Below are 17,221 nucleotides of genomic sequence, written 5' to 3' on the forward strand. Positions count from 1 at the left end.
GATGACGACGGGCGGTCACGGAACTGACGGTGTCGAGCGGCGCGGATTGATGTTCGTGCTGTCCTCGCCATCAGGCGCGGGCAAGACGACGCTGTCGCGCATGCTGATCGACCGGATGCCGGGCTTGAAAATGTCGGTTTCTGCGACCACGCGCGCGATGCGGCCGGGCGAGGTCAACGGCAAGGACTATACGTTTGTCGATAAGGCGACGTTCGATGCCATGGTGAAGGCCGACGAACTGCTGGAATGGGCGACGGTGTTCGACAACAGCTATGGTACGCCGCGCGGCCCCGTGGATGCGGCGTTGTCGGCCGGCCAGGATGTGCTGTTCGACATCGACTGGCAGGGCACCCAGCAATTGAAACAGAAGGCGCGCGCCGATGTCGTCAGCGTCTTCATCCTGCCGCCCTCGGCCGCCGACCTTGAGAAGCGCCTGCATTCGCGCGCGCAGGATTCCGACGAGGTGATCCGCAAGCGCATGAGCCGCGCCAGCGACGAGATGAGTCACTGGGCCGAGTACGACTACATCGTGATCAACCACGCGGTCGACGAAGCCTTCGCCGAGGTGCAGTCGATCCTGAAGGCCGAGCGTCTCAAGCGCGAGCGGCGGATTGGCCTCGTAGGCTTCGTGCGAAGTTTGCAAGGTCAGCTTCAAGGTTAGGCCGCGACAGGCGCGGCCCTTCCTTCGCCAGCTGCTCCAGCATCGTCGTGATCGCGTCGACATCGACGGCATCGGTATCCCGACCTGCCGGCGCGTCATCGCGATCCGCCTCAATTTCGTTGGCGGCAAGCTTGGGTGCAGCAGCCCGATCGAACAACTTGATCTCGACCTTGTCGCTTCTGGACTCGACCGGTTTTGCGGCCGGAGCGACGGCACGTTGCCTGCGCGCGTCGATCAGCTCGATCTCGCGGCCGATCGCGGCGAGTTTCGTCACTTGTCTTGTCGGTTGCGGACGTGCCGCATCGAAGTCGATCGGGCGGGGCGGCTGGGCGGCGGCCGGCGGTGAATCGCGCCAGGGCGCGTGGCTTCCGTCATGGTCCTGCGGCGCCCAATCGTCCCAATGCCCGCGGCGGTCGGCGGCCCTGGCGCGGACGCGTCCGCCGGCGAAGCGGTAGATGACGCTGGCGAGGATGCCGGCGAGCGCCAGCGCACCGCCGATCACAAGCATCAGCATCTGCAGCGAACCGCCGGACTTGTCAGTCGTGCCATCGGCCGCGGGCGGGAGCGGAGCAGGGGATTTTGACAGCTTCGCGTTTGGCTGCGCGGCTGCTGCAACCGTGGTTTCCGCCGGCTGATGCGCTGGCGCGGTGGACGCTGTGGAGGCCTCGGGCCAGCGCGCGGTCACGGCCGGCTGCTGCGCGTTGGTTTCGGCGACGCTGCTCGGCGGCTGCGGCGCGACCGCGGGTGCATTCGCTGCAGCCGGCGCGGGCGCGGCCATGTTCGGCGTGCCCGCTGCGGCACTCGTCTGCGGCGCGATATATTCCGCGCGCGCGTTCTGCACGGCCTGCGGCGGTGCTGCATCCGGCTCGGATGTATCGGTCGTCGCCTGCGCGGTCTGTGCGGCTTTGCCGCCTGCGGCGCGCAGATACCAGCACTTGCGCTTCGTCGTGCGATCGAGGCGGTAGTACCAGTGCTGGCCCTGCGGCGTGGCATCCTTCGGCGAAGCCAGGCAGTCGGGCGCCCCGGCGGCCGTGCTCGATGGCGTCGGCGCGTTCTGCGATACCGCGGCCAATGGCGCGCCCGCGAGGATGCTGGCGACGAGGGTCGAAATGAACTTTGCGGCGCGGTTGCCCATCCTGGTCTCCCGGTTACGCATGACGCAACTCTCAACGAGCCCCTTCTCGTCAAAGACTTGGGTGGCAATGAGCCGCAAATCCGGAGAGGATGTGGCTTGAATCGGGCCTGCGCGACGTTCGTTCCGCCCCCGGATGAGACTCTCCGAACGTCACGATCAGAGTTCCACGCCACAACCTGAGCCGGTTGACACGATCATAAGTCAGTACTAATCATTAGTAGTAACTTATGACAGGTCGAACAAGCGTGGCATGGGGCGGGGAGTGTCTATGGCTAAAGACAGCGCACAACTGGCCGCACTCGGCGATCCCACCCGCAGGCGGATCTTCGAGCTTGTCGGTGCACGGCCACGCACGGTCGCCGAGATCACGCGACAGCTGCCCGTGTCCCAGTCGGCCGTCTCACAGCATCTCAAGGTGCTGCGCGAATCCCGCTTGGTTCGTGCAGAGCCGAAGGGCGCCAGCAACGTCTATTACGTCGATCCGGCGGGACTCGGCCAGATGCGAGCCTGGCTCGACCGGTTCTGGAGCGACACGTTGGCCGCTTACAAACTAGCCGTCGAAAAACCATCGGAGGGATCCAGATGAACACACGTGTATCGATTGCGCCCGTCAAACATTCCATCGTAGTCGAGGCGCCGATCGAGCGCGCGTTCAAGGTCTTCACCGAAGACTTCGGCAGCTTCAAGCCGCGCGAGCACAATCTGCTCGCCGTTCCCATTGCAGAGACCGTATTCGAACCTCGGGTGGGCGGAAGCATTTATGATCGGGGGATCGACGGCAGCGAATGCCGCTGGGCGCGCGTGTTGGCGTTCGAACCACCCAATCGAGTCCTCTTGAGTTGGGACATCAGCCCGCGCTGGCAAATCGAGACCGATCCCGCCAAGACGAGTGAATGGGAGGTCCGGTTCATTGCGGAGACACCAAGCCGGACCCGCTTGGAGCTGGAGCACCGTCGCCTCGATCGGCATGGCGAGGGCTGGGAAGGCGTCCGCAGCGGCGTTGACAGCGATCAGGGTTGGCCGCTCTATCTGCGGCAGTTTGCCGAACTGATTGCCGCCAAGCGTTGACGCGCTTCCTTCCGACGCCGCGTCATGACGAGGAGAGGCCCTGTCGGGCCTTGCTCCGATCGGGCCCGGAAACTTCTCACCTCCGCAGCCGTTATTTCGCGGCTGAGGAGACGTCATGCCGGTCAAGGATCAGATCAAGAACTTCGCCAAGAAGCTGGTAGAGGAGCAGCCCGATGCAGCGACGCTGCGGGGGCTGGTACGGGCCCGCAAGCCCACGGCCATGCACTTTCGCGATGACGGCATCGTGCCGAACCATCCGCGCTTCCCGGCGCTGCTCTATCGCGGCGCGGTGAAGCTGAACGGTCGGCGCTTTCCGCCCGAGGTCGTCATCGACACGCTGTTCGACACCAATGGCTGGGGCCGGTCGTGGCGCGACACCGTGTACGACTTCGTCCACTATCATTCGCAGATCCATGAAGTGATGGGCGTGGCGCGCGGCACGGCGAGGATCGAGTGCGGCGGGATCAAGGGCCGCATCCTGAAACTGAAAGCCGGGGACGTGCTGGTCCTGCCCGCGGGCACCGGCCACCGGCTGATCGAATCCAGCCGGGACTTTATGGTCGTCGGCGCCTACCCGCAGGACGGCACCTATGACGAGTGCACCGACACGCGCCAGCGTCCCGACGCGGTCAAGCGCATCGCCAAGGTCCGCAAGCCGAAGACGGATCCCGTGCTGGGGAGCGGCGGACCGCTGCTCGCCGCGTGGCGGTCCGCTCAGCTTAGATAATCAGGCGAGAAATCCGCAAGTCTGCGCAGCTCGTCGGGCTGGAGCAGCTCGATCTCGCTGCCGTCCCAGGCGATCAACCCGCGATGCCTCAGCTCCTGGATGGTGCGGTTGACGTGAACGATGGACAGGCCACAGGCGTCCGCGACGTGGCGTTGCGTCATTGGCATCTGGAAGCAGTTGCGCTTGACGAGGCCGACGATCTCCAGCCTTGCCGCGAGCTCGCAGATGAGGTGCGCGACCTTGGGCAGCGCCGCCTGCGCACCGAGGCGGGCGATCCATTGCCGCGAGATGGCCGCGTCGATCAGCGTCTCGCGCCAGAAGACGCGGGTCAGGTGGATCGAGCTGTCGAGCAGCTGGCGGAGCTGGCTGTGGGCGACGGTGCCGACGATGGTCGGGCCGAGCCCCACGAGATCCGCGTCCATCGGCGAGACCAGCAGCGTGTGCAGGCATGGCATGTCGCCGGGAACATGGAAGGCGAGGGTCTGGCTGCGATCGCCGACGATGCGCGACTGGTAGAGGAAGCCGCTGACGACGAAGACACAGCGGCTCGCGGCCTCGCCTTGGCGCAGCACGATCTCGCCATCCGCGACCTGGCGCAGCGTGGACGGCAAGCCCGCGATCTGGCGGCGCTCGTCCTCGGACAGGCCTTCGATCGTCTGCAGACGGACGATGAATTTCGGATGTGGCATGGGCCTCGCGTGCAGCTTCAGCCGTCCCGCGGCACGGACGCCTCGGCCAGGCGACGCGACAGTTTCGCAAGCGTCCAGTCGGAAACCGGCACGGAGCGGAACTCGCGGATGGCGCGAGCGAGCTCCTGATCCGACATCGGCCGGACCGGCTCCCTCAGCGTTCCCTTCAGCAAGGCGTCGCTGATGGTGTCCAGATGCTCGCCGGCATCGGATGCGAACAGGCGCCGGATGCGCTCCAGGAGAGTGGTGCTTTTCATGTTAAGGCCGGCTGGTCCGAATGGGGGATGGGGTGGCTGCGATCGATGCGTCGCAAGCCGGTTAGCAACCTGTGCTTCCGATCTGCGTTCTAGTCCGCTGAACGCAAGCCGGACGTATCATTTGATAGAATCGGCGCGATTTTTGGCGGCTCCATGGAAAAAGCTCACGACGTGCTGATACGGAACCTCGGCGAGCACACCGGGCTCGCAGAGGAGGATATGGGCGAGATTCGCGCGTTGACCTTCATGCTGCGCGATTTCGCACCCAATGAGGATTTCATCCGTCAAGGCGACGAGCCCGAGCATTCCGCTTTGGTCGTCTCCGGCATGGTTGCCCGCTATCACCTGCTCGGCAGCGGGCGGCGGCAATATCTGGCGTTCCATCTCACCGGCGACCTTCCGGATGCGCAGGGGTTGTTCATCGACCAGATGGATCACGGGCTCAGTGCGCTCGGGCCGGCGTCGGTGGCGTTCATCCCGCACCGCGAATTGTTCATCGCGTTCCGGCGGCGGCCGACCTTCGCCCTCGCGGTCTGGCGCGAGACGCTGCGCGATGCCGCGATCTTTCGCGAGGCCATCACCAACAACAGCGCCCGGCCGATGCAGACGCGCATGGCGCACTTGTTTTGCGAGCTGTTCTACCGCGCCCGCGCGGCGCAGCTGGTGCGCGGCAATCGTTGCCGCATGCCGATCAGTCTCACGCAACTCGGCGAGACGCTCGGCATGGCGATCGCGACGGTGAACCGGACGCTCGCCGATCTCAGGCGCAGCGGCGCGATGGATCTTCGTGATGGCGAGCTGGTCGTGCTGAAATGGCGCGAGCTGCAGCGGCTCGGCGATTTCAGTCCGACCTATCTGCATCTGAAGCGGCAGTCGCCGCCGCATGCGTGAGGCGGAGGCATCAACCCTCCGCGGGTGCCGCTCCACCGCGCACCTCGTGGAAATGCTTCTTCACCCAATCGTTACAGCAGCAGGCTCTCGCTTCGAGCGCTGCTGCGTCGAGGATCAGGATGGCGCCGCGGCGGGTCGCGAGGATGCGCCGCGCCTTGAACATCTGGATGACGCGGCTGGCATAGCTGCGGGAGACGCCCAGCATGCCGGCGAGCTGCTCGTGGGTGAGAGGAATCTCGGCTCCGCCGATATGTTCCTGCGCGGACATGATCCACTTGGCGGCCCGCTGCTCGATCGAATGCGCAGCGTTGCAAGCCGCAGTCTGCAAGAGCTGCGCGAACTGGCAGTCGGCATAGCGCGCGAAGGCCTCCTGGAGCGTCGCCGATCTCTGCTGCGCCTGCTCGAGCGCGCGCAACGGCAGCCGCACCAGGGTGCCGCCAAACTTCACGACCATGCGCGAATAGGCGAGCGAAGGGCTGGGGCCGGCGGCGATGCCGACCGCGCCCTCGCGCCCGACCAGCAGGCTTTCGACCTCGCGATCGTCCTCGACCGGCACGGCGAACGACACCAGCGCGGGACCGCATGGAAAATGCACCGCGGCAATGTCGTCGCCGGCGTGATGCAGGACCTGACTCGCCCCGACGTCGATCGGCTGGAGGTGAGGCGCGAGCAGTTCGAAATCCTGATGGTTGAGCTGCCGGAGCAGATCGTTCTTGGGCCGACCGGTCACATTGCGTTCTCTTGGGCGGGCCGGGAATCGGCGCCAGCGGCAAACCTACGTTTCCGCGGCGGAACCGACGGTTCCAAAGTGCACACAACGGACTTTTGGGCGTCGAAAACTGGAGCACGACGTCGCGGGCTTCAGCGGGCTGGACGGCAGCGAGGATCGTCAGCCGCAGCGGGCTTCGCGATCTCCCGTCAGTCGGCCCTGTGCCGCAGCGGCGCGGTAAGCGTCGATCGCCCGGTTGGCGAGCATCAGTTGCCGGCGCTCACCGGTTCGAAGCTGGGCCTCGATGGCGTCGAGCAGGAAGTTCGCGCTCGCGTCCGGCGGCCCGAGCTCGCCGCTCTTCTCGAGGCAGCTCCAGGCGATGAAGAATGCGCTTTCGACGGTGCAACGGATCGACATGCGCAGCCAACGCGGCGCGGCCGCAGGCGTTCCGTGCGGCGGGCGAGACTTGCGTCGGACCCGCCGCGCCGCGGTCAGTTCTTCAGGACGATGCGGCCGACGACCTTGCCGGCACGCAATTCGTCGATCCATTTCTGCACGTCGCCCATCGGCTCCTCGCGCATCGGCGTCGGCTTGATCTTGCCGGCGCGGGCGAGCGCCATCAGCTCGTGAGCCTCCGCGAGCGTGCCGACCATGAAACCTTCGATGGTCATGCGCTTGTAGACCCATTGCACCATCGGCAGCGTGAACTGGCCGCCCATCAGGCCGGAGACCACGATCTTGCCGCCGCGCGCGGCAACGGCGACGGCAAAGGCCATCGACTTCTCGTTGCCGGCGAAATCGACGATCTCGTCGAAGCCGCCCTCGGTCTCCTTCAGGATGCGTTTGATCACGTCGGGCTCGGCCGGATCGTAGGCCACCGCGGCGCCGTTCTTGAGTGCGGTCTCGCGCGCGGCCGGCGAGAGGTCGGCGACCGTGATTGGCTGCTTGAACATCGCCTGCGCGAACGACAGGCCCATCATGCCGACGCCGCCGAGGCCGATCAGCAACAGATTGCGCTGGCGCGGACGGTCGACCAGGCGCTTGAGCGCGCCATAGGCGGTGACGCCGGAGCACATCAGGGTGGCGGCCTGGTTGACGGGCAGGGGATCGTAGTCGAGCAGATATTTGGCGTCGGGGACCAGAACGTGGGTGGCGAAGCCGCCGTCGATGGAAACGCCGAGGAAGCGTTGCTTCACACAAAGATTCTCGTCGCCATTGGCGCAGTCGCGGCACTGGCCGCAGCCGATCCACGGAAACACCGCCTTCTTGGCGCCGACGAGGCTGGCCGGAACATCGGGGCCGACCTCGTCGACGACGCCCGCGATCTCGTGGCCGAGCGTGAAGGGCAGCGTCATGCCGCGCGTGGTGTCGAGCTTCTTGCCGCCGCCGAGATCGGCATAGCCGTCCTGGATGTGGAGATCGGAATGGCAGAGACCGCAGCGCTCGATGCGGACCAAGACCTCACGGCCCTGCGGCTTGGGCGTCTCGACGATGGTCTCGCACAGCGGCGCATCGAACTTGACCAGGGACTGCCGACGCATCAACGCCATTTTCTTTCCTCCGGAATTCTTGGTTACTCAGTTTTCGCTGCGTATATCCGCCAATTCACGCGCCATGGCAACAAAGCCGGAGATGGGAATGGTCTCGGCGCGCCGCGTCGCGTCGACGCCGGCGGCTCGTGCAAGCCGCGCCGGATCGACATTCAGTGATTTCAGGCTTTGCCGCAGCATTTTCCGGCGCTGGCCGAAGGCGGCGGCGGCGACCTGTTCGAGCATCCTGCGATCGCAGGCAAGCGGCTCTGCGCGCGGCTTGAGACGCACGACGGAGGAGGTCACCTTCGGCGGCGGCACGAAGGCGGACGGCGCAATGTCGAACAGGATCTTGGTCTCGCAGCGCCAATTGGCAAGCACGCCGAGCCGGCCATAGGCCTCCTCGTCTTCGCGCGCGACGATGCGCTCGCCGACCTCGCGCTGGAACATCAGCACCATGATCTCGTACCAGGGCGGCCACGGCTCGGTAATGAGCCAGTTGATGAGAAGCTGGGTCGCGATGTTGTAGGGCAGGTTGGCGACGATCTTGGCGCGTTCGCCCGCGAGCAGCGGGCGTGGATCGAAGGTCATGGCATCGCCATGCACGATCTCGAGTCTGCCCGGGTAGCGCGCGGAAATATCCTGCAAGGCGGGGATCGCGCGCTCGTCGTGCTCGATGGCGATGACGCGGCGGGCGCCGAGCGCGAGCAGCGCCCGCGTCAGCCCGCCCGGGCCGGGGCCGATCTCGACGATGGTGGAATCCTCGAGCGGTGCGGCCGCACGCGCGATGCGCGCGGTGAGATTGAGGTCCAGCAGGAAGTTCTGGCCGAGCGATTTGCGCGCCGACAGCGCGTGCTGGCGAATGACCTCGCGCAGCGGCGGGAGGTCATCGATCGCGCTCATCAGCTTGTCGCAGCCGCCATGCGGCTGGCGAGCCGCAGCGCGGCGATCAGGCTCGCCGGATTGGCCTTGCCCGTGCCGGCGATGTCGAAGGCGGTGCCGTGATCGGGCGAGGTGCGGATGAAGGGTAGTCCGAGCGTGACGTTGACGGCGTCGTCAAAGGCGACGGTCTTGATCGGGATCAGCGCCTGGTCGTGATACATGCAGACCGCGCAATCATAGGTCCGTCGCGCCGCCTCGTGGAACATGGTGTCGGCGGGCAGCGGCCCTCTGGCCTCGATGCCGTCGTTGCGCAGCGCTTTCAGCGCCGGGACGATGACGGTCTGCTCCTCGTGGCCGAGCGAGCCGTCCTCGCCGGCATGGGGATTGAGACCGGAGACCGCGATGCGCGGCCTTGCGATGCCGAAGCGGGACTTCAGCTCGGTGGCGACGATGCGGACGGTCGAGACGATCAGCTCGCTGGTGAGCTCGCCCAGCGCATCGCGCAGCGAGACGTGGATGGTCACGGGCACCACGGCGAGCTGGGGCGACCACAGCATCATCACCGGCTGCGGCACGCAGCCGTTCTCCGCGGCGAGCTCGGCGAGGAATTCGGTATGGCCGGGATGACGGAAGCCGGCGCGGTAGAGCACGCTCTTGGCGATCGGGTTGGTGACGACGGCGCCGGCACGGCCCGCGCGCACGTCGAGGACCGCCTGCCGGATCGAGGCGAGCGCGGCCGGCGCGCTGGATGAATCGGGCTTGCCGGGCTCGGCGGTGGCGCGCTCGCCGGTCGCGACCACGGGCAAGGCGTCCGTGAACGCGGAACCCGCTTCACTGGGGCCCACCGCGGCGATCCTGATATCGGCGCCGAGCGCCTTGGCGCGGCGCGCGATGAGGGCCTCGTCGCCGAGCAGATAGAAGGCGGGCAGGTTCAGCTCGCCCCGCCTGAGCCAGGCCGCGATCGTGATGTCGGGGCCGATGCCGGCGGGCTCTCCCAGGGTGAGGGCAAGGGGCTTGGCTGCAAGGGGCTTAGTTGCAAGAGGCTTGGCTGCGGACTCGGTGGAGGGCTCTGAGAAGGGTTTGGCCATCAGCGGTTGCGATATTCGATCATCGCTGCCTTGCGCAGCTCGTCGAGATAGGCCTTCTGCGTCTTCTCGTACTTCTCCTGATACATCTTCTCGCGGACCTCGCGCTTTTTCGGCGTGTCGATCATGGTCGGCTTGCGCGAGCACAGCACCACCATCTCGATGCCGTTCTTGGTCATCTCGGGCGCGGTCAGGCGGCCGATCGGGGTGTCGTCGAGCACCTTGCGCAGCGGCTCCGGCAGCTCCGCGGTGGTCTTGGTGACGGTGTCGCGGATGGTCGCGTTCGGGGTCGAGCGGAACAGCGAATTGGCCTCCTCGCAGCTCCCGACGCGGGCCCGATAGGACTCGGCTTCTTTCTTCCGGGTTTCCAGGAACGCCGCCGACGAGCCGCGCGGCACGATCAGCACGATCGGCTGCATCTTGTACTCGGTGCCCTCGATCTGAAGCTTTTCGCCGGTCTGCGCCTGCACGGCCTGCGCGACGTCGCGCTCGCCGACCAGCAGCTTCTCCTTGAAGCGGCCGCGCACGAGGCTGCCCCAGACCATCTCGGCCCTCATGCGGCTCTTCAGCGTCTCCGGGCGGACGCCCTTGGATTCGAGCGACTTGGTGAGCTGATCCGGCGTGATGCGCATGCGCTGCGCCATGCCGTCATAGGACTGGTTGATGTCGGAGACGCTGGGATCGACGCCGTATTTCTTGCCTTCCTTGATCTTGACCTTGTCGTCGATCAGCACGTTGATGACCTCCTGCCGGCTGGGGGTCTTCTGTGTCGACAGCTGGTCGAGCTTGATGCGCTGCTCGATGTCGAAATCGGTGATGGGATCGCCGTTGACCATCACGGCGATGTTCTGCGCGCGCGACGGCGAGGGCAGGGCGGCCAAGATCAGCCCGGCACCGATGGCGAGAAGGAGGCGGAAGACAGGCAATGGCGTCGTCATGATGTCGCTCGCATGTCGGCCGCGTCGAGATAGGGCAAACGCGGCCGGCACTTCAAACCATTTACTGGAGGCCGGCGGAACTGCTGGAGGTCGTTGAGTTCGCCAGCGTGCGCAGGCCGATTTGGAACATGAACGCGTGGCTCAGCGTGGGCGGTGCGGTGCCCGCCGAATAGCTATACGAAGTTACGTAATTCGCCGCCAGCACGAAGCAATCGTCGACATAGCCGGCACCGAGCACATATTGGTTGATCTTGTTGGTCTCGAGGTCCCAGCGCGCCGAGCCCGACACCACCCAGTTGGTCGCGACCTTCAGCGAGCCCGTCGTCAGGATGCCTTCGCGGCGGGTCAGATAGCCCAGCTCCGGCTGCTCTGCGTAATTGCCGTACAACACGCTGACCGACCAGCGATTGAAGTTGGCGCGGCCTTCCGCCTCGAAGCGCTGCACGTTCCAGGTCTGCTCGTCCATGCGGGAGCGGACGCTGAACGTGTAGGTGCTGTTCGGCGAGTAGTTGGCGCTCGCAACGTAATCCGACCGCGGCTTGTCGAGGCCGGAGTTGAGGCCGGTATTGATGGCATCCTGCACCGTGAAGGAGTTCAGGCCGAACAGGTGGTAGGACTGGCCGAACAGCACCTTAACGGCGCCGCCCCTGTCGAACTGCGTGGTGGACTGCACGCCGACATTGGCGCGGCCGCCGCCCTCGACGCGGTCGTAGCCGGAGAACTTGTCGACGCTGAACAGGTTCGAGGCGTCGAACACCAGGCTCTGGGCGTCCTCGTTCGGCAGCCTGCCGGCATAGGTCTCGTTCGGCCGGATGATGATCTGCGCGATCGGCTCGAGGGTGGTCGAGCCCCAGGGCTGAACGTTGATGAAGGGATAGCGGTACTCCAGGCCCAGGGTCGGCATCAGGCGGAACGCCTCGGTGTCGCCGACGGGCAGGTAGTTCGACACGCCGGGCTGGTTGGAGACCGAGGACCTGATCGCGTCGGCACGCAGGCTCGCGAACGGCGTCCAGATCTGGCCGAACGGGTCGGTGAAGGACTTGCGCCACTGCGCTTCCGCGGTGAGGCGGGTGTAGGTGCCGGGGAAGCCGCGCAGCAGGCACTGCGAGGGCATCCGCGCCAGCGGATCGGCCGATGCCGTGGTGCACAGGCTGTTGGTGTTGGCGAGCGTCGTGATCGGGTCGAACACCGCATCGTCGCGCGACAGGTTCACGAAATTGGTCTTGTAGCTGACCTCGCCGCCGAAGACGGGATAGTTGAGCACGTTGGAATAGTCGATCACCGGGTAGACGATCGGCACCTGGCTCTGGTTGCCCGAATAGCTCAGCCAGTACATCGTGCGCGCATCGAAGAAGCTGCGGTTGCCGACGCCGGTCAGATAGAGCTGCGACAGCGCTTCCGTCGGCAGCAACAGGAACGAGCCGAGCGGATCGCGGTACTGGTAGAGCCGGTAGTCCGAGAAGAAGTAGTAGTCGGACATCAGCACGCCGTCCCAGCCCCAGACCCATTTGTCGTTGAGGGCGAACTGACCCTTGGTGTCGATGGCGCCGCGGAACTCGCGGTCGCCGGGCAGCCCGGCGAATGCTCCGGGATCGAGCTGGTAGATGCCGTAGGCACGGATCTGGTAGGCGCCGTCGATCAGGCGCTGGCGGAATTCGCCCTGCAGCAGCGCGCCTTGCCGCGACAAGAAGCGCGGGGTGATGGTCGCGTCCATGTCGGGCGCAATCGCCCAGTAATAGGGAACCTCGACGCCATAGCCCGTTCTGTCCGTGCCGGAAATATAACCCGGCATCAGGAAGCCGGATTTACGCTTCACGGTCGGGTCGGGCGTCGAGAAATAGGGCATGTAGGCGAGCGGCACGCCGAAGAACTCGATCTGTGCCGTCTCGAAATACAGCATCTTCTCCTGCTGGTCGTGGATGATGCGGGCACCCTTGACCTGCCACAGCGGCGGCTTCTTCGGATCGTCCTTACACGGCGCGCAAGCCGTGTAGACGCCATTCTCGAACACCGTGTAATTGCCGCTGGAGCGGTCGGCGCGGCTTGCGGCCATGCGGGTCTGGTCGGCGGTGTCGACGCGCAGCGAATCGACGAAACCGTCGCGGTAATCGTCGGAGAGATCCAGGATCTCGGCATAGGTGATCTTGCCGTCGGCATCCGTCATGCGGATGTTGCCTTCGGCATGCAGCCGCTTGGTCTTCTGGTCGTAGATGACCCGGTCGGCCTCGACGCTGGTGCCGTTGTAGAACAGCTGCACGTTACCGACCGCGGAGACGCGCGAGTTGTTGTAGTCGTAGTTCACCTCGGTGGCCTGAACCAGCATCTGGTTGTCGTTGGGGGCCTTTGGCGGCTTCGCACGCGGCGGCAGCGGATTGTAGGTGAAGCTCTGGGCCTTCGCCGGCGCCACGGCGGCAGCGTCGATCAAGCCGCCGAGCGAGGCAGCCGCGACGGCGGCAATCAGGAGCCTGCGGACGGACAAGTCGCGCCCGTTCGCGCGCACCCATGTGCGCCGCGTCAAACGAGACACGTGCCCTCGGCGGACGGCAGTCACTATCCGTCCTCCTGATAGAGCAAGGCCAAAAAGCCGGTGAGGCCGCCCACCACAACGGGCAACCACGCCGCAGCGATCGGATGCATCAACTCAGCCTTGCTCAAGTCCTCAGTTACTTTCGACAGAACGTAGAGCAGAAAGCCTGCGCCCACGCCACTCAAAACCATCTTCTGCACGCCGCCCATCCGGAAGAAGCGCAACGACACGGAGGCCGCGAGCATCACCATGGCTGCGAGCAAAAACGGCTGCGCCAGAAGCTTCTGATACTGGAGTCGGTATCCCGCTGTCGCGAAGCCCGAGCTTTCGGAGGAGCGGATGTAGCTCGGTAGTTGCCAAAAGGACACAGTCTCGGGGGTGGAAAAGCTATTGCGGACCTGCGCCTCGGTCAGCGTGGTCGGAATTTCCAGGGTGGCCTGGTCGATCGGCGGTCCGTCCAGCGAGAAGCGGCGGACGCCCTTGAACAGCCAGCGGCCGGCATCCAGCGTCGCCTCGCGCGCCTCGACCCGCTCCTTGAAGTGCTGGTCCTGGTCGAACCGGAACAGCGTCAGCCCGGTCAGCCGGATGCCCTGCTGCTCGCTGCGCGCCGCATTGATGATGGTCTGCCCGTCGCTGGTCATCTGGTTGAGCCAGAAGCCGGAGGCGTCCTGGATGCCGCCGCCGGGTGCGGAGCCGAACAGCTCGGCCTCCATGCGCTTGGACAGCTCGCGCAAATTGGCCGACATCGGATTGTAGGCGACGGTGGCGATCACCCCGATCAGAAGCGCGCTGCCGAGCGCGGGCGCGATGAACTGCCAGGCGGAGATGCCCGCGGCGCGCGCCACCACGAGCTCGAGCCGGCGGGAGAGGGCGAGATAGCAGGTCATGGCGCCGATCAGCATGCAGAACGGCGTCAGCTTCTCCAGGAGCTGCGGCACCCGGAACAGCGAGGTCTCGGCCACCATGAGCGCGGAGGCGGATGCAAGGCCCGAGGTCTTGCGCACCATCTCGATGTAGTCGACCAGCACCAGCAGCAGGAAAATGCCGCCGAAGACGCCGAGCGCCGCGACCACGAAGCGGCCGGCGAAATAGCGCCCCAGTGTGTTGGTGAGCATGCTCATGCGGTGGCCGGACGTCCGAACAGCCGTGCGATCCGTGCGTTCGACCGGTTGATGGCCTCCATCAGGCCGGGAGGCGGCTCGACCACGACACCGCGGATGATCATCCACAGCCCGACGCCGATGGCGCCGAAAACCATCGCATATTGAGCCAGCACCGCGCCCGGCGACTTCACCGCCATCACCGAGCAGGCGAAACCGGCCATGCGCAGGCCGAACACCGCCACGATCGAGGAGGCGATGGAGAAGTTGCGGCTCTGGCGAGTGGTGCGCGGCGCTCCGAGAAAGGCAAAGGTCAGCACCGCAAAGGCGAACGGATACATCGGCGCGAGCAGGCTGTCATGCAGGGCCGCGCGGAACTGCCCTGGAATCTGCTTGTAGACGGGATCGTTGTCGGATGGCGAGAACAGCTCCCAGAGATAGCGCTCACGGATGCCGAGGGTGACGTCGCGGCCCTTGGCGAATTTCGACATGTCGAAGCCGTAGCGGCCGAAGGCCACGAGCGCCGGATCGCGCTTGCCCGCCTCGAAGCGCTGGAGATTGCCGGTTTCCAGCACCAGGAACGAGCCGGTCTCGTTCTTCACGACCTCGCCGTGCTCGGCGACGATCGAGACGCGCTCGTTCGGATCGCGGCGGTCGTCGATGAAGATGCCGGCGAGGATGCCGCCCGGTTGGCGTTCGCGAATCCGGATCGTGAGGTTCTCGTCGAGCCGGGCGAAGCGGCCGGGCTGCAGGATGTTGGTGAGCACGTCCGCGGTGATCTCGGCATCCCATTGCTTGATGCGCCGCATCCCGTCTGGGGCGAGATAGGCCGCGATGAAGGCGACCAGCAGCGCCACCACGCAGGTGGCATAGAAGAACGGAACGAACAGCCGGATCGGCGAGAAGCCGGCGGCATTCATCACGATGATCTCGGAATCGGTCGCGAGCTTGTTCAGTGTGTGCGAGATCGCGATCATCAGCGCGATCGGCGAGATGATCAGGACCAGGGCCGGGATCACGAGGCTGGTGATGCCGAGGAAGGTGAGGATGGTCTGACCCTGGCTCGTCATCAGGTCGATGCCGCGCAACGCCTGCGTAATCCAGATCACGCCGGTGAGGCTAACCAGGACCAACGCAAACGACGCCAGCGTCGTGCGGAAGATATACCTATCGATCGACCCCATGCGCTACCGCACGAATTCCCACCAAGCCCCAATTCCGATCGGAATTCCGGCTGCCCAACCAATCCCCGATCAGGGGATCCCCAAGGTCGGCCAACAGCTCTTCCGCCAGTTCATCCTCTCACTACCATCCCTTTGATCCGTCAACAAAATGGCTGCCCCGTGGCACCCTCATCATATGGTTAATATTTCGCTGTTGTGGCGTGGGGGCCACGGCGGAGCTTGGCATCTGCCGGGCGGGTGGCCCATAGTGGGGGACGCCTCAGTGAATCGCCGTTCAGCTCCGGTTGTGGCTGGAACGCCCGAACGACGAAAAGCCCCATCTTTTGGAGGAGTTATCCATGTCCGATGCCATCAAGGTCGGCTTTGTCCCGCTGTCTGCCGCCCCTCGTGGCATCCTGGTCGTGTTCTGCGACGACGGCCTGAAGCTCGGTCCGGCGACGGTCAAGGCCCTCGGCGGCGCTGCCGAGATTGTGAAGCGCGCGGCGGCTGCGGCCGCCTTCAAGGGCAAGAGTGGTGCTGCGCTGGACATTCTGGCGCCGGAGGGGGTGAAGGCGACCCGGCTGATCGTGATCGGCGCCGGCAAGGCGACCGGCCTCAAGGCCAACGATTTCCTCAAGTTCGGCGGGGTGGCGGCCAGCAAGCTGCCCGCCGGCACCACCGCCATGACCATCCTGGCGGAGCTGCCGGGTGGCGCCCTGACCAGCGAGCAGGCGGTTGCGATCGCCTCGGGCCTGCGCTTACGCGCTTACAAGTTCGATCGCTACAAAACCAAGAAGAAGGACGGTGAGGAGGGCGGCGCGCGCGCCGACGTCTCGCTTGCGGTCGGCGATGCCGGTGCGGCGAAGAAAGCGTTCGCCGCGGCCGGCCATGTCGTCGACGGTGTGATCATCGCACGCGACTTCGTCAACGAGCCGCCGAACGTGCTTTTCCCGGAGGAGTTCGCCCGCAGAGCGGGTCAGCTCCGCAAGCTCGGCGTCAAGGTCGAGGTGCTCGACGTCAAGGCGATGCAGAAGCTCGGCATGGGCGCGCTGCTCGGTGTCGGCCAGGGCTCGGCGCGGCCGAGCCGCACCGTGATCATGCGTTGGGACGGGGCCAAGAAGGGCGAGGCCCCCATCGCCTTCGTCGGCAAGGGCGTCTGCTTCGACACCGGCGGCATCTCGATCAAGCCGGCCGGCAGCATGGAGGACATGAAGGGCGACATGGGCGGCGCGGCCTGCGTCGTCGGCCTGATGCATGCGCTCGCCGCGCGCAAGGCGAAGGTCAACGCGGTCGGCGCCATCGGCCTCGTCGAGAACATGCCCGACGGCAACGCGCAGCGGCCGGGCGACATCGTCACCTCGATGTCCGGCCAGACCATCGAGATCATCAACACCGACGCCGAGGGCCGCCTCGTGCTCGCCGACGTGCTTTGGTACGTCGCCAAGAAGGTGAAGCCGAAATTCATGGTGGACCTTGCGACGCTGACCGGCGCCATCATGGTGGCGCTCGGCACCGAGCATGCCGGCATGTTCTCCAACAACGACGAACTGGCCGACCGGCTGCTCACGGCAGGCATCGAGAGCGGGGAGAAGGTCTGGCGCATGCCGCTCGGCCCGGAATACGACAAGCTGATCGATTCCCAGTTCGCCGACATGAAGAACACCGGCGGCCGCCATGGCGGCTCGATCACCGCCGCGCAGTTCTTGCAGCGCTTCGTCGACGGCGTGCCCTGGGCCCATCTCGACATCGCCGGCACCGCCATGGGCGCGCCGAAGACCGACATCAACCAGAGCTGGGGCAGCGGCTACGGCGTTCGCCTGCTGGACCGCCTGGTCGCCGACCATTACGAGCGCAAATGAC

General features: G+C 65.7%; 18 protein-coding genes. 6 read left to right on the forward strand and 12 right to left on the reverse strand.

The genetic code is table 11. The features are described from left to right. Window position 1: 1 nt before the first annotated feature. Entirely contained in the window at window positions 2–661 is a 660-nt protein-coding gene (gmk, locus tag GA0061099_RS15860; protein WP_036000695.1) for a guanylate kinase, read from the forward strand. Here the strand turns inward: gmk and GA0061099_RS15865 are convergent. Continuing rightward, complete coding sequence (locus GA0061099_RS15865; RefSeq protein ID WP_036022709.1) at window positions 594–1,796, reverse strand: hypothetical protein; 1,203 nt, start codon at window positions 1,794–1,796, stop codon at window positions 594–596. The two genes, gmk and GA0061099_RS15865, sit on opposite strands and share 68 nt — an antisense overlap. A 268-nt stretch (window positions 1,797–2,064) precedes the next feature. Between GA0061099_RS15865 and GA0061099_RS15870 the strand changes: the two genes are divergently transcribed. The 3 genes from GA0061099_RS15870 to GA0061099_RS15880 all read left to right on the forward strand — a co-directional run bounded on the left by GA0061099_RS15870 (window position 2,065) and on the right by GA0061099_RS15880 (window position 3,591). After that, entirely contained in the window at window positions 2,065–2,382 is a 318-nt protein-coding gene (locus GA0061099_RS15870; RefSeq protein WP_036000689.1) for an ArsR/SmtB family transcription factor, read from the forward strand. Beyond that, window positions 2,379–2,864 carry an SRPBCC family protein gene (locus tag GA0061099_RS15875; RefSeq protein ID WP_036022711.1) on the forward strand — a complete coding sequence of 162 codons (486 nt, stop codon included), beginning with the start codon at window positions 2,379–2,381 and terminating at the stop codon, window positions 2,862–2,864. Before GA0061099_RS15870 ends, GA0061099_RS15875 begins: the two co-directional genes overlap by 4 nt. A gap of 115 nt (window positions 2,865–2,979) precedes the next feature. Continuing rightward, complete coding sequence (locus GA0061099_RS15880) at window positions 2,980–3,591, forward strand: cupin (RefSeq protein ID WP_036000681.1); 612 nt, start codon at window positions 2,980–2,982, stop codon at window positions 3,589–3,591. Here the strand turns inward: GA0061099_RS15880 and GA0061099_RS15885 are convergent. Together GA0061099_RS15885 and GA0061099_RS15890 are read right to left on the reverse strand one after the other, a co-directional pair. Then, window positions 3,579–4,280, reverse strand: coding sequence for a Crp/Fnr family transcriptional regulator (locus tag GA0061099_RS15885; protein ID WP_036022712.1), 702 nt, complete (start codon window positions 4,278–4,280; stop codon window positions 3,579–3,581). The two genes, GA0061099_RS15880 and GA0061099_RS15885, sit on opposite strands and share 13 nt — an antisense overlap. A 17-nt stretch (window positions 4,281–4,297) precedes the next feature. Next, on the reverse strand, window positions 4,298–4,537 hold the full coding sequence (locus GA0061099_RS15890; RefSeq protein ID WP_036022713.1) for a hypothetical protein: 240 nt from the start codon (window positions 4,535–4,537) through the stop codon (window positions 4,298–4,300). Between the two features lie 153 nt (window positions 4,538–4,690). Here GA0061099_RS15890 and GA0061099_RS15895 point away from each other — a divergent pair, with 153 nt between their 5' ends. Beyond that, the gene (locus GA0061099_RS15895; RefSeq protein ID WP_036022714.1) at window positions 4,691–5,428 is read left to right on the forward strand and encodes a Crp/Fnr family transcriptional regulator; all 738 of its coding nucleotides are present in this window, start codon (window positions 4,691–4,693) and stop codon (window positions 5,426–5,428) included. Between the two features lie 10 nt (window positions 5,429–5,438). Here GA0061099_RS15895 and GA0061099_RS15900 read toward each other — a convergent pair whose 3' ends face one another. The 9 genes from GA0061099_RS15900 to lptF all read right to left on the reverse strand — a co-directional run bounded on the left by GA0061099_RS15900 (window position 5,439) and on the right by lptF (window position 15,382). After that, window positions 5,439–6,158, reverse strand: coding sequence for a Crp/Fnr family transcriptional regulator (locus GA0061099_RS15900; protein WP_036022715.1), 720 nt, complete (start codon window positions 6,156–6,158; stop codon window positions 5,439–5,441). Between the two features lie 159 nt (window positions 6,159–6,317). After that, window positions 6,318–6,554, reverse strand: a complete 237-nt coding sequence (locus GA0061099_RS15905) for a hypothetical protein (RefSeq protein WP_036022716.1) — start codon at window positions 6,552–6,554, stop codon at window positions 6,318–6,320. A gap of 74 nt (window positions 6,555–6,628) precedes the next feature. Continuing rightward, window positions 6,629–7,687, reverse strand: coding sequence for an alcohol dehydrogenase (locus tag GA0061099_RS15910; protein ID WP_036000662.1), 1,059 nt, complete (start codon window positions 7,685–7,687; stop codon window positions 6,629–6,631). Window positions 7,688–7,714: 27 nt separating this feature from the next. Further along, window positions 7,715–8,569 carry a 16S rRNA (adenine(1518)-N(6)/adenine(1519)-N(6))-dimethyltransferase RsmA gene (rsmA, locus tag GA0061099_RS15915; RefSeq protein WP_036022717.1) on the reverse strand — a complete coding sequence of 285 codons (855 nt, stop codon included), beginning with the start codon at window positions 8,567–8,569 and terminating at the stop codon, window positions 7,715–7,717. Next, window positions 8,569–9,636 carry a 4-hydroxythreonine-4-phosphate dehydrogenase PdxA gene (gene pdxA, locus GA0061099_RS15920; RefSeq protein WP_074447890.1) on the reverse strand — a complete coding sequence of 356 codons (1,068 nt, stop codon included), beginning with the start codon at window positions 9,634–9,636 and terminating at the stop codon, window positions 8,569–8,571. Before pdxA ends, rsmA begins: the two co-directional genes overlap by 1 nt. After that, a complete protein-coding gene (locus GA0061099_RS15925) occupies window positions 9,636–10,571 on the reverse strand; it encodes a peptidylprolyl isomerase family protein (RefSeq protein ID WP_036000650.1) in 936 nt (311 codons plus the stop codon). Before GA0061099_RS15925 ends, pdxA begins: the two co-directional genes overlap by 1 nt. 61 nt (window positions 10,572–10,632) lie before the next feature. Then, window positions 10,633–13,071 carry an LPS-assembly protein LptD gene (locus GA0061099_RS15930; RefSeq protein ID WP_370111964.1) on the reverse strand — a complete coding sequence of 813 codons (2,439 nt, stop codon included), beginning with the start codon at window positions 13,069–13,071 and terminating at the stop codon, window positions 10,633–10,635. A gap of 50 nt (window positions 13,072–13,121) precedes the next feature. Then, on the reverse strand, window positions 13,122–14,219 hold the full coding sequence (lptG, locus tag GA0061099_RS15935) for an LPS export ABC transporter permease LptG (RefSeq protein WP_036000645.1): 1,098 nt from the start codon (window positions 14,217–14,219) through the stop codon (window positions 13,122–13,124). After that, the gene (lptF, locus tag GA0061099_RS15940) at window positions 14,216–15,382 is read right to left on the reverse strand and encodes an LPS export ABC transporter permease LptF (protein ID WP_036000642.1); all 1,167 of its coding nucleotides are present in this window, start codon (window positions 15,380–15,382) and stop codon (window positions 14,216–14,218) included. Before lptF ends, lptG begins: the two co-directional genes overlap by 4 nt. Window positions 15,383–15,720: 338 nt before the next feature. On the opposite strand from lptF, the gene GA0061099_RS15945 reads away from it, so the two are divergent. After that, a complete protein-coding gene (locus tag GA0061099_RS15945; RefSeq protein ID WP_074447891.1) occupies window positions 15,721–17,220 on the forward strand; it encodes a leucyl aminopeptidase in 1,500 nt (499 codons plus the stop codon). Window position 17,221 lies beyond the last annotated feature (1 nt).

It is taken from the genome of Bradyrhizobium yuanmingense, assembly GCF_900094575.1.
Taxonomy (GTDB): Bacteria; Pseudomonadota; Alphaproteobacteria; order Rhizobiales; family Xanthobacteraceae; genus Bradyrhizobium; species Bradyrhizobium yuanmingense.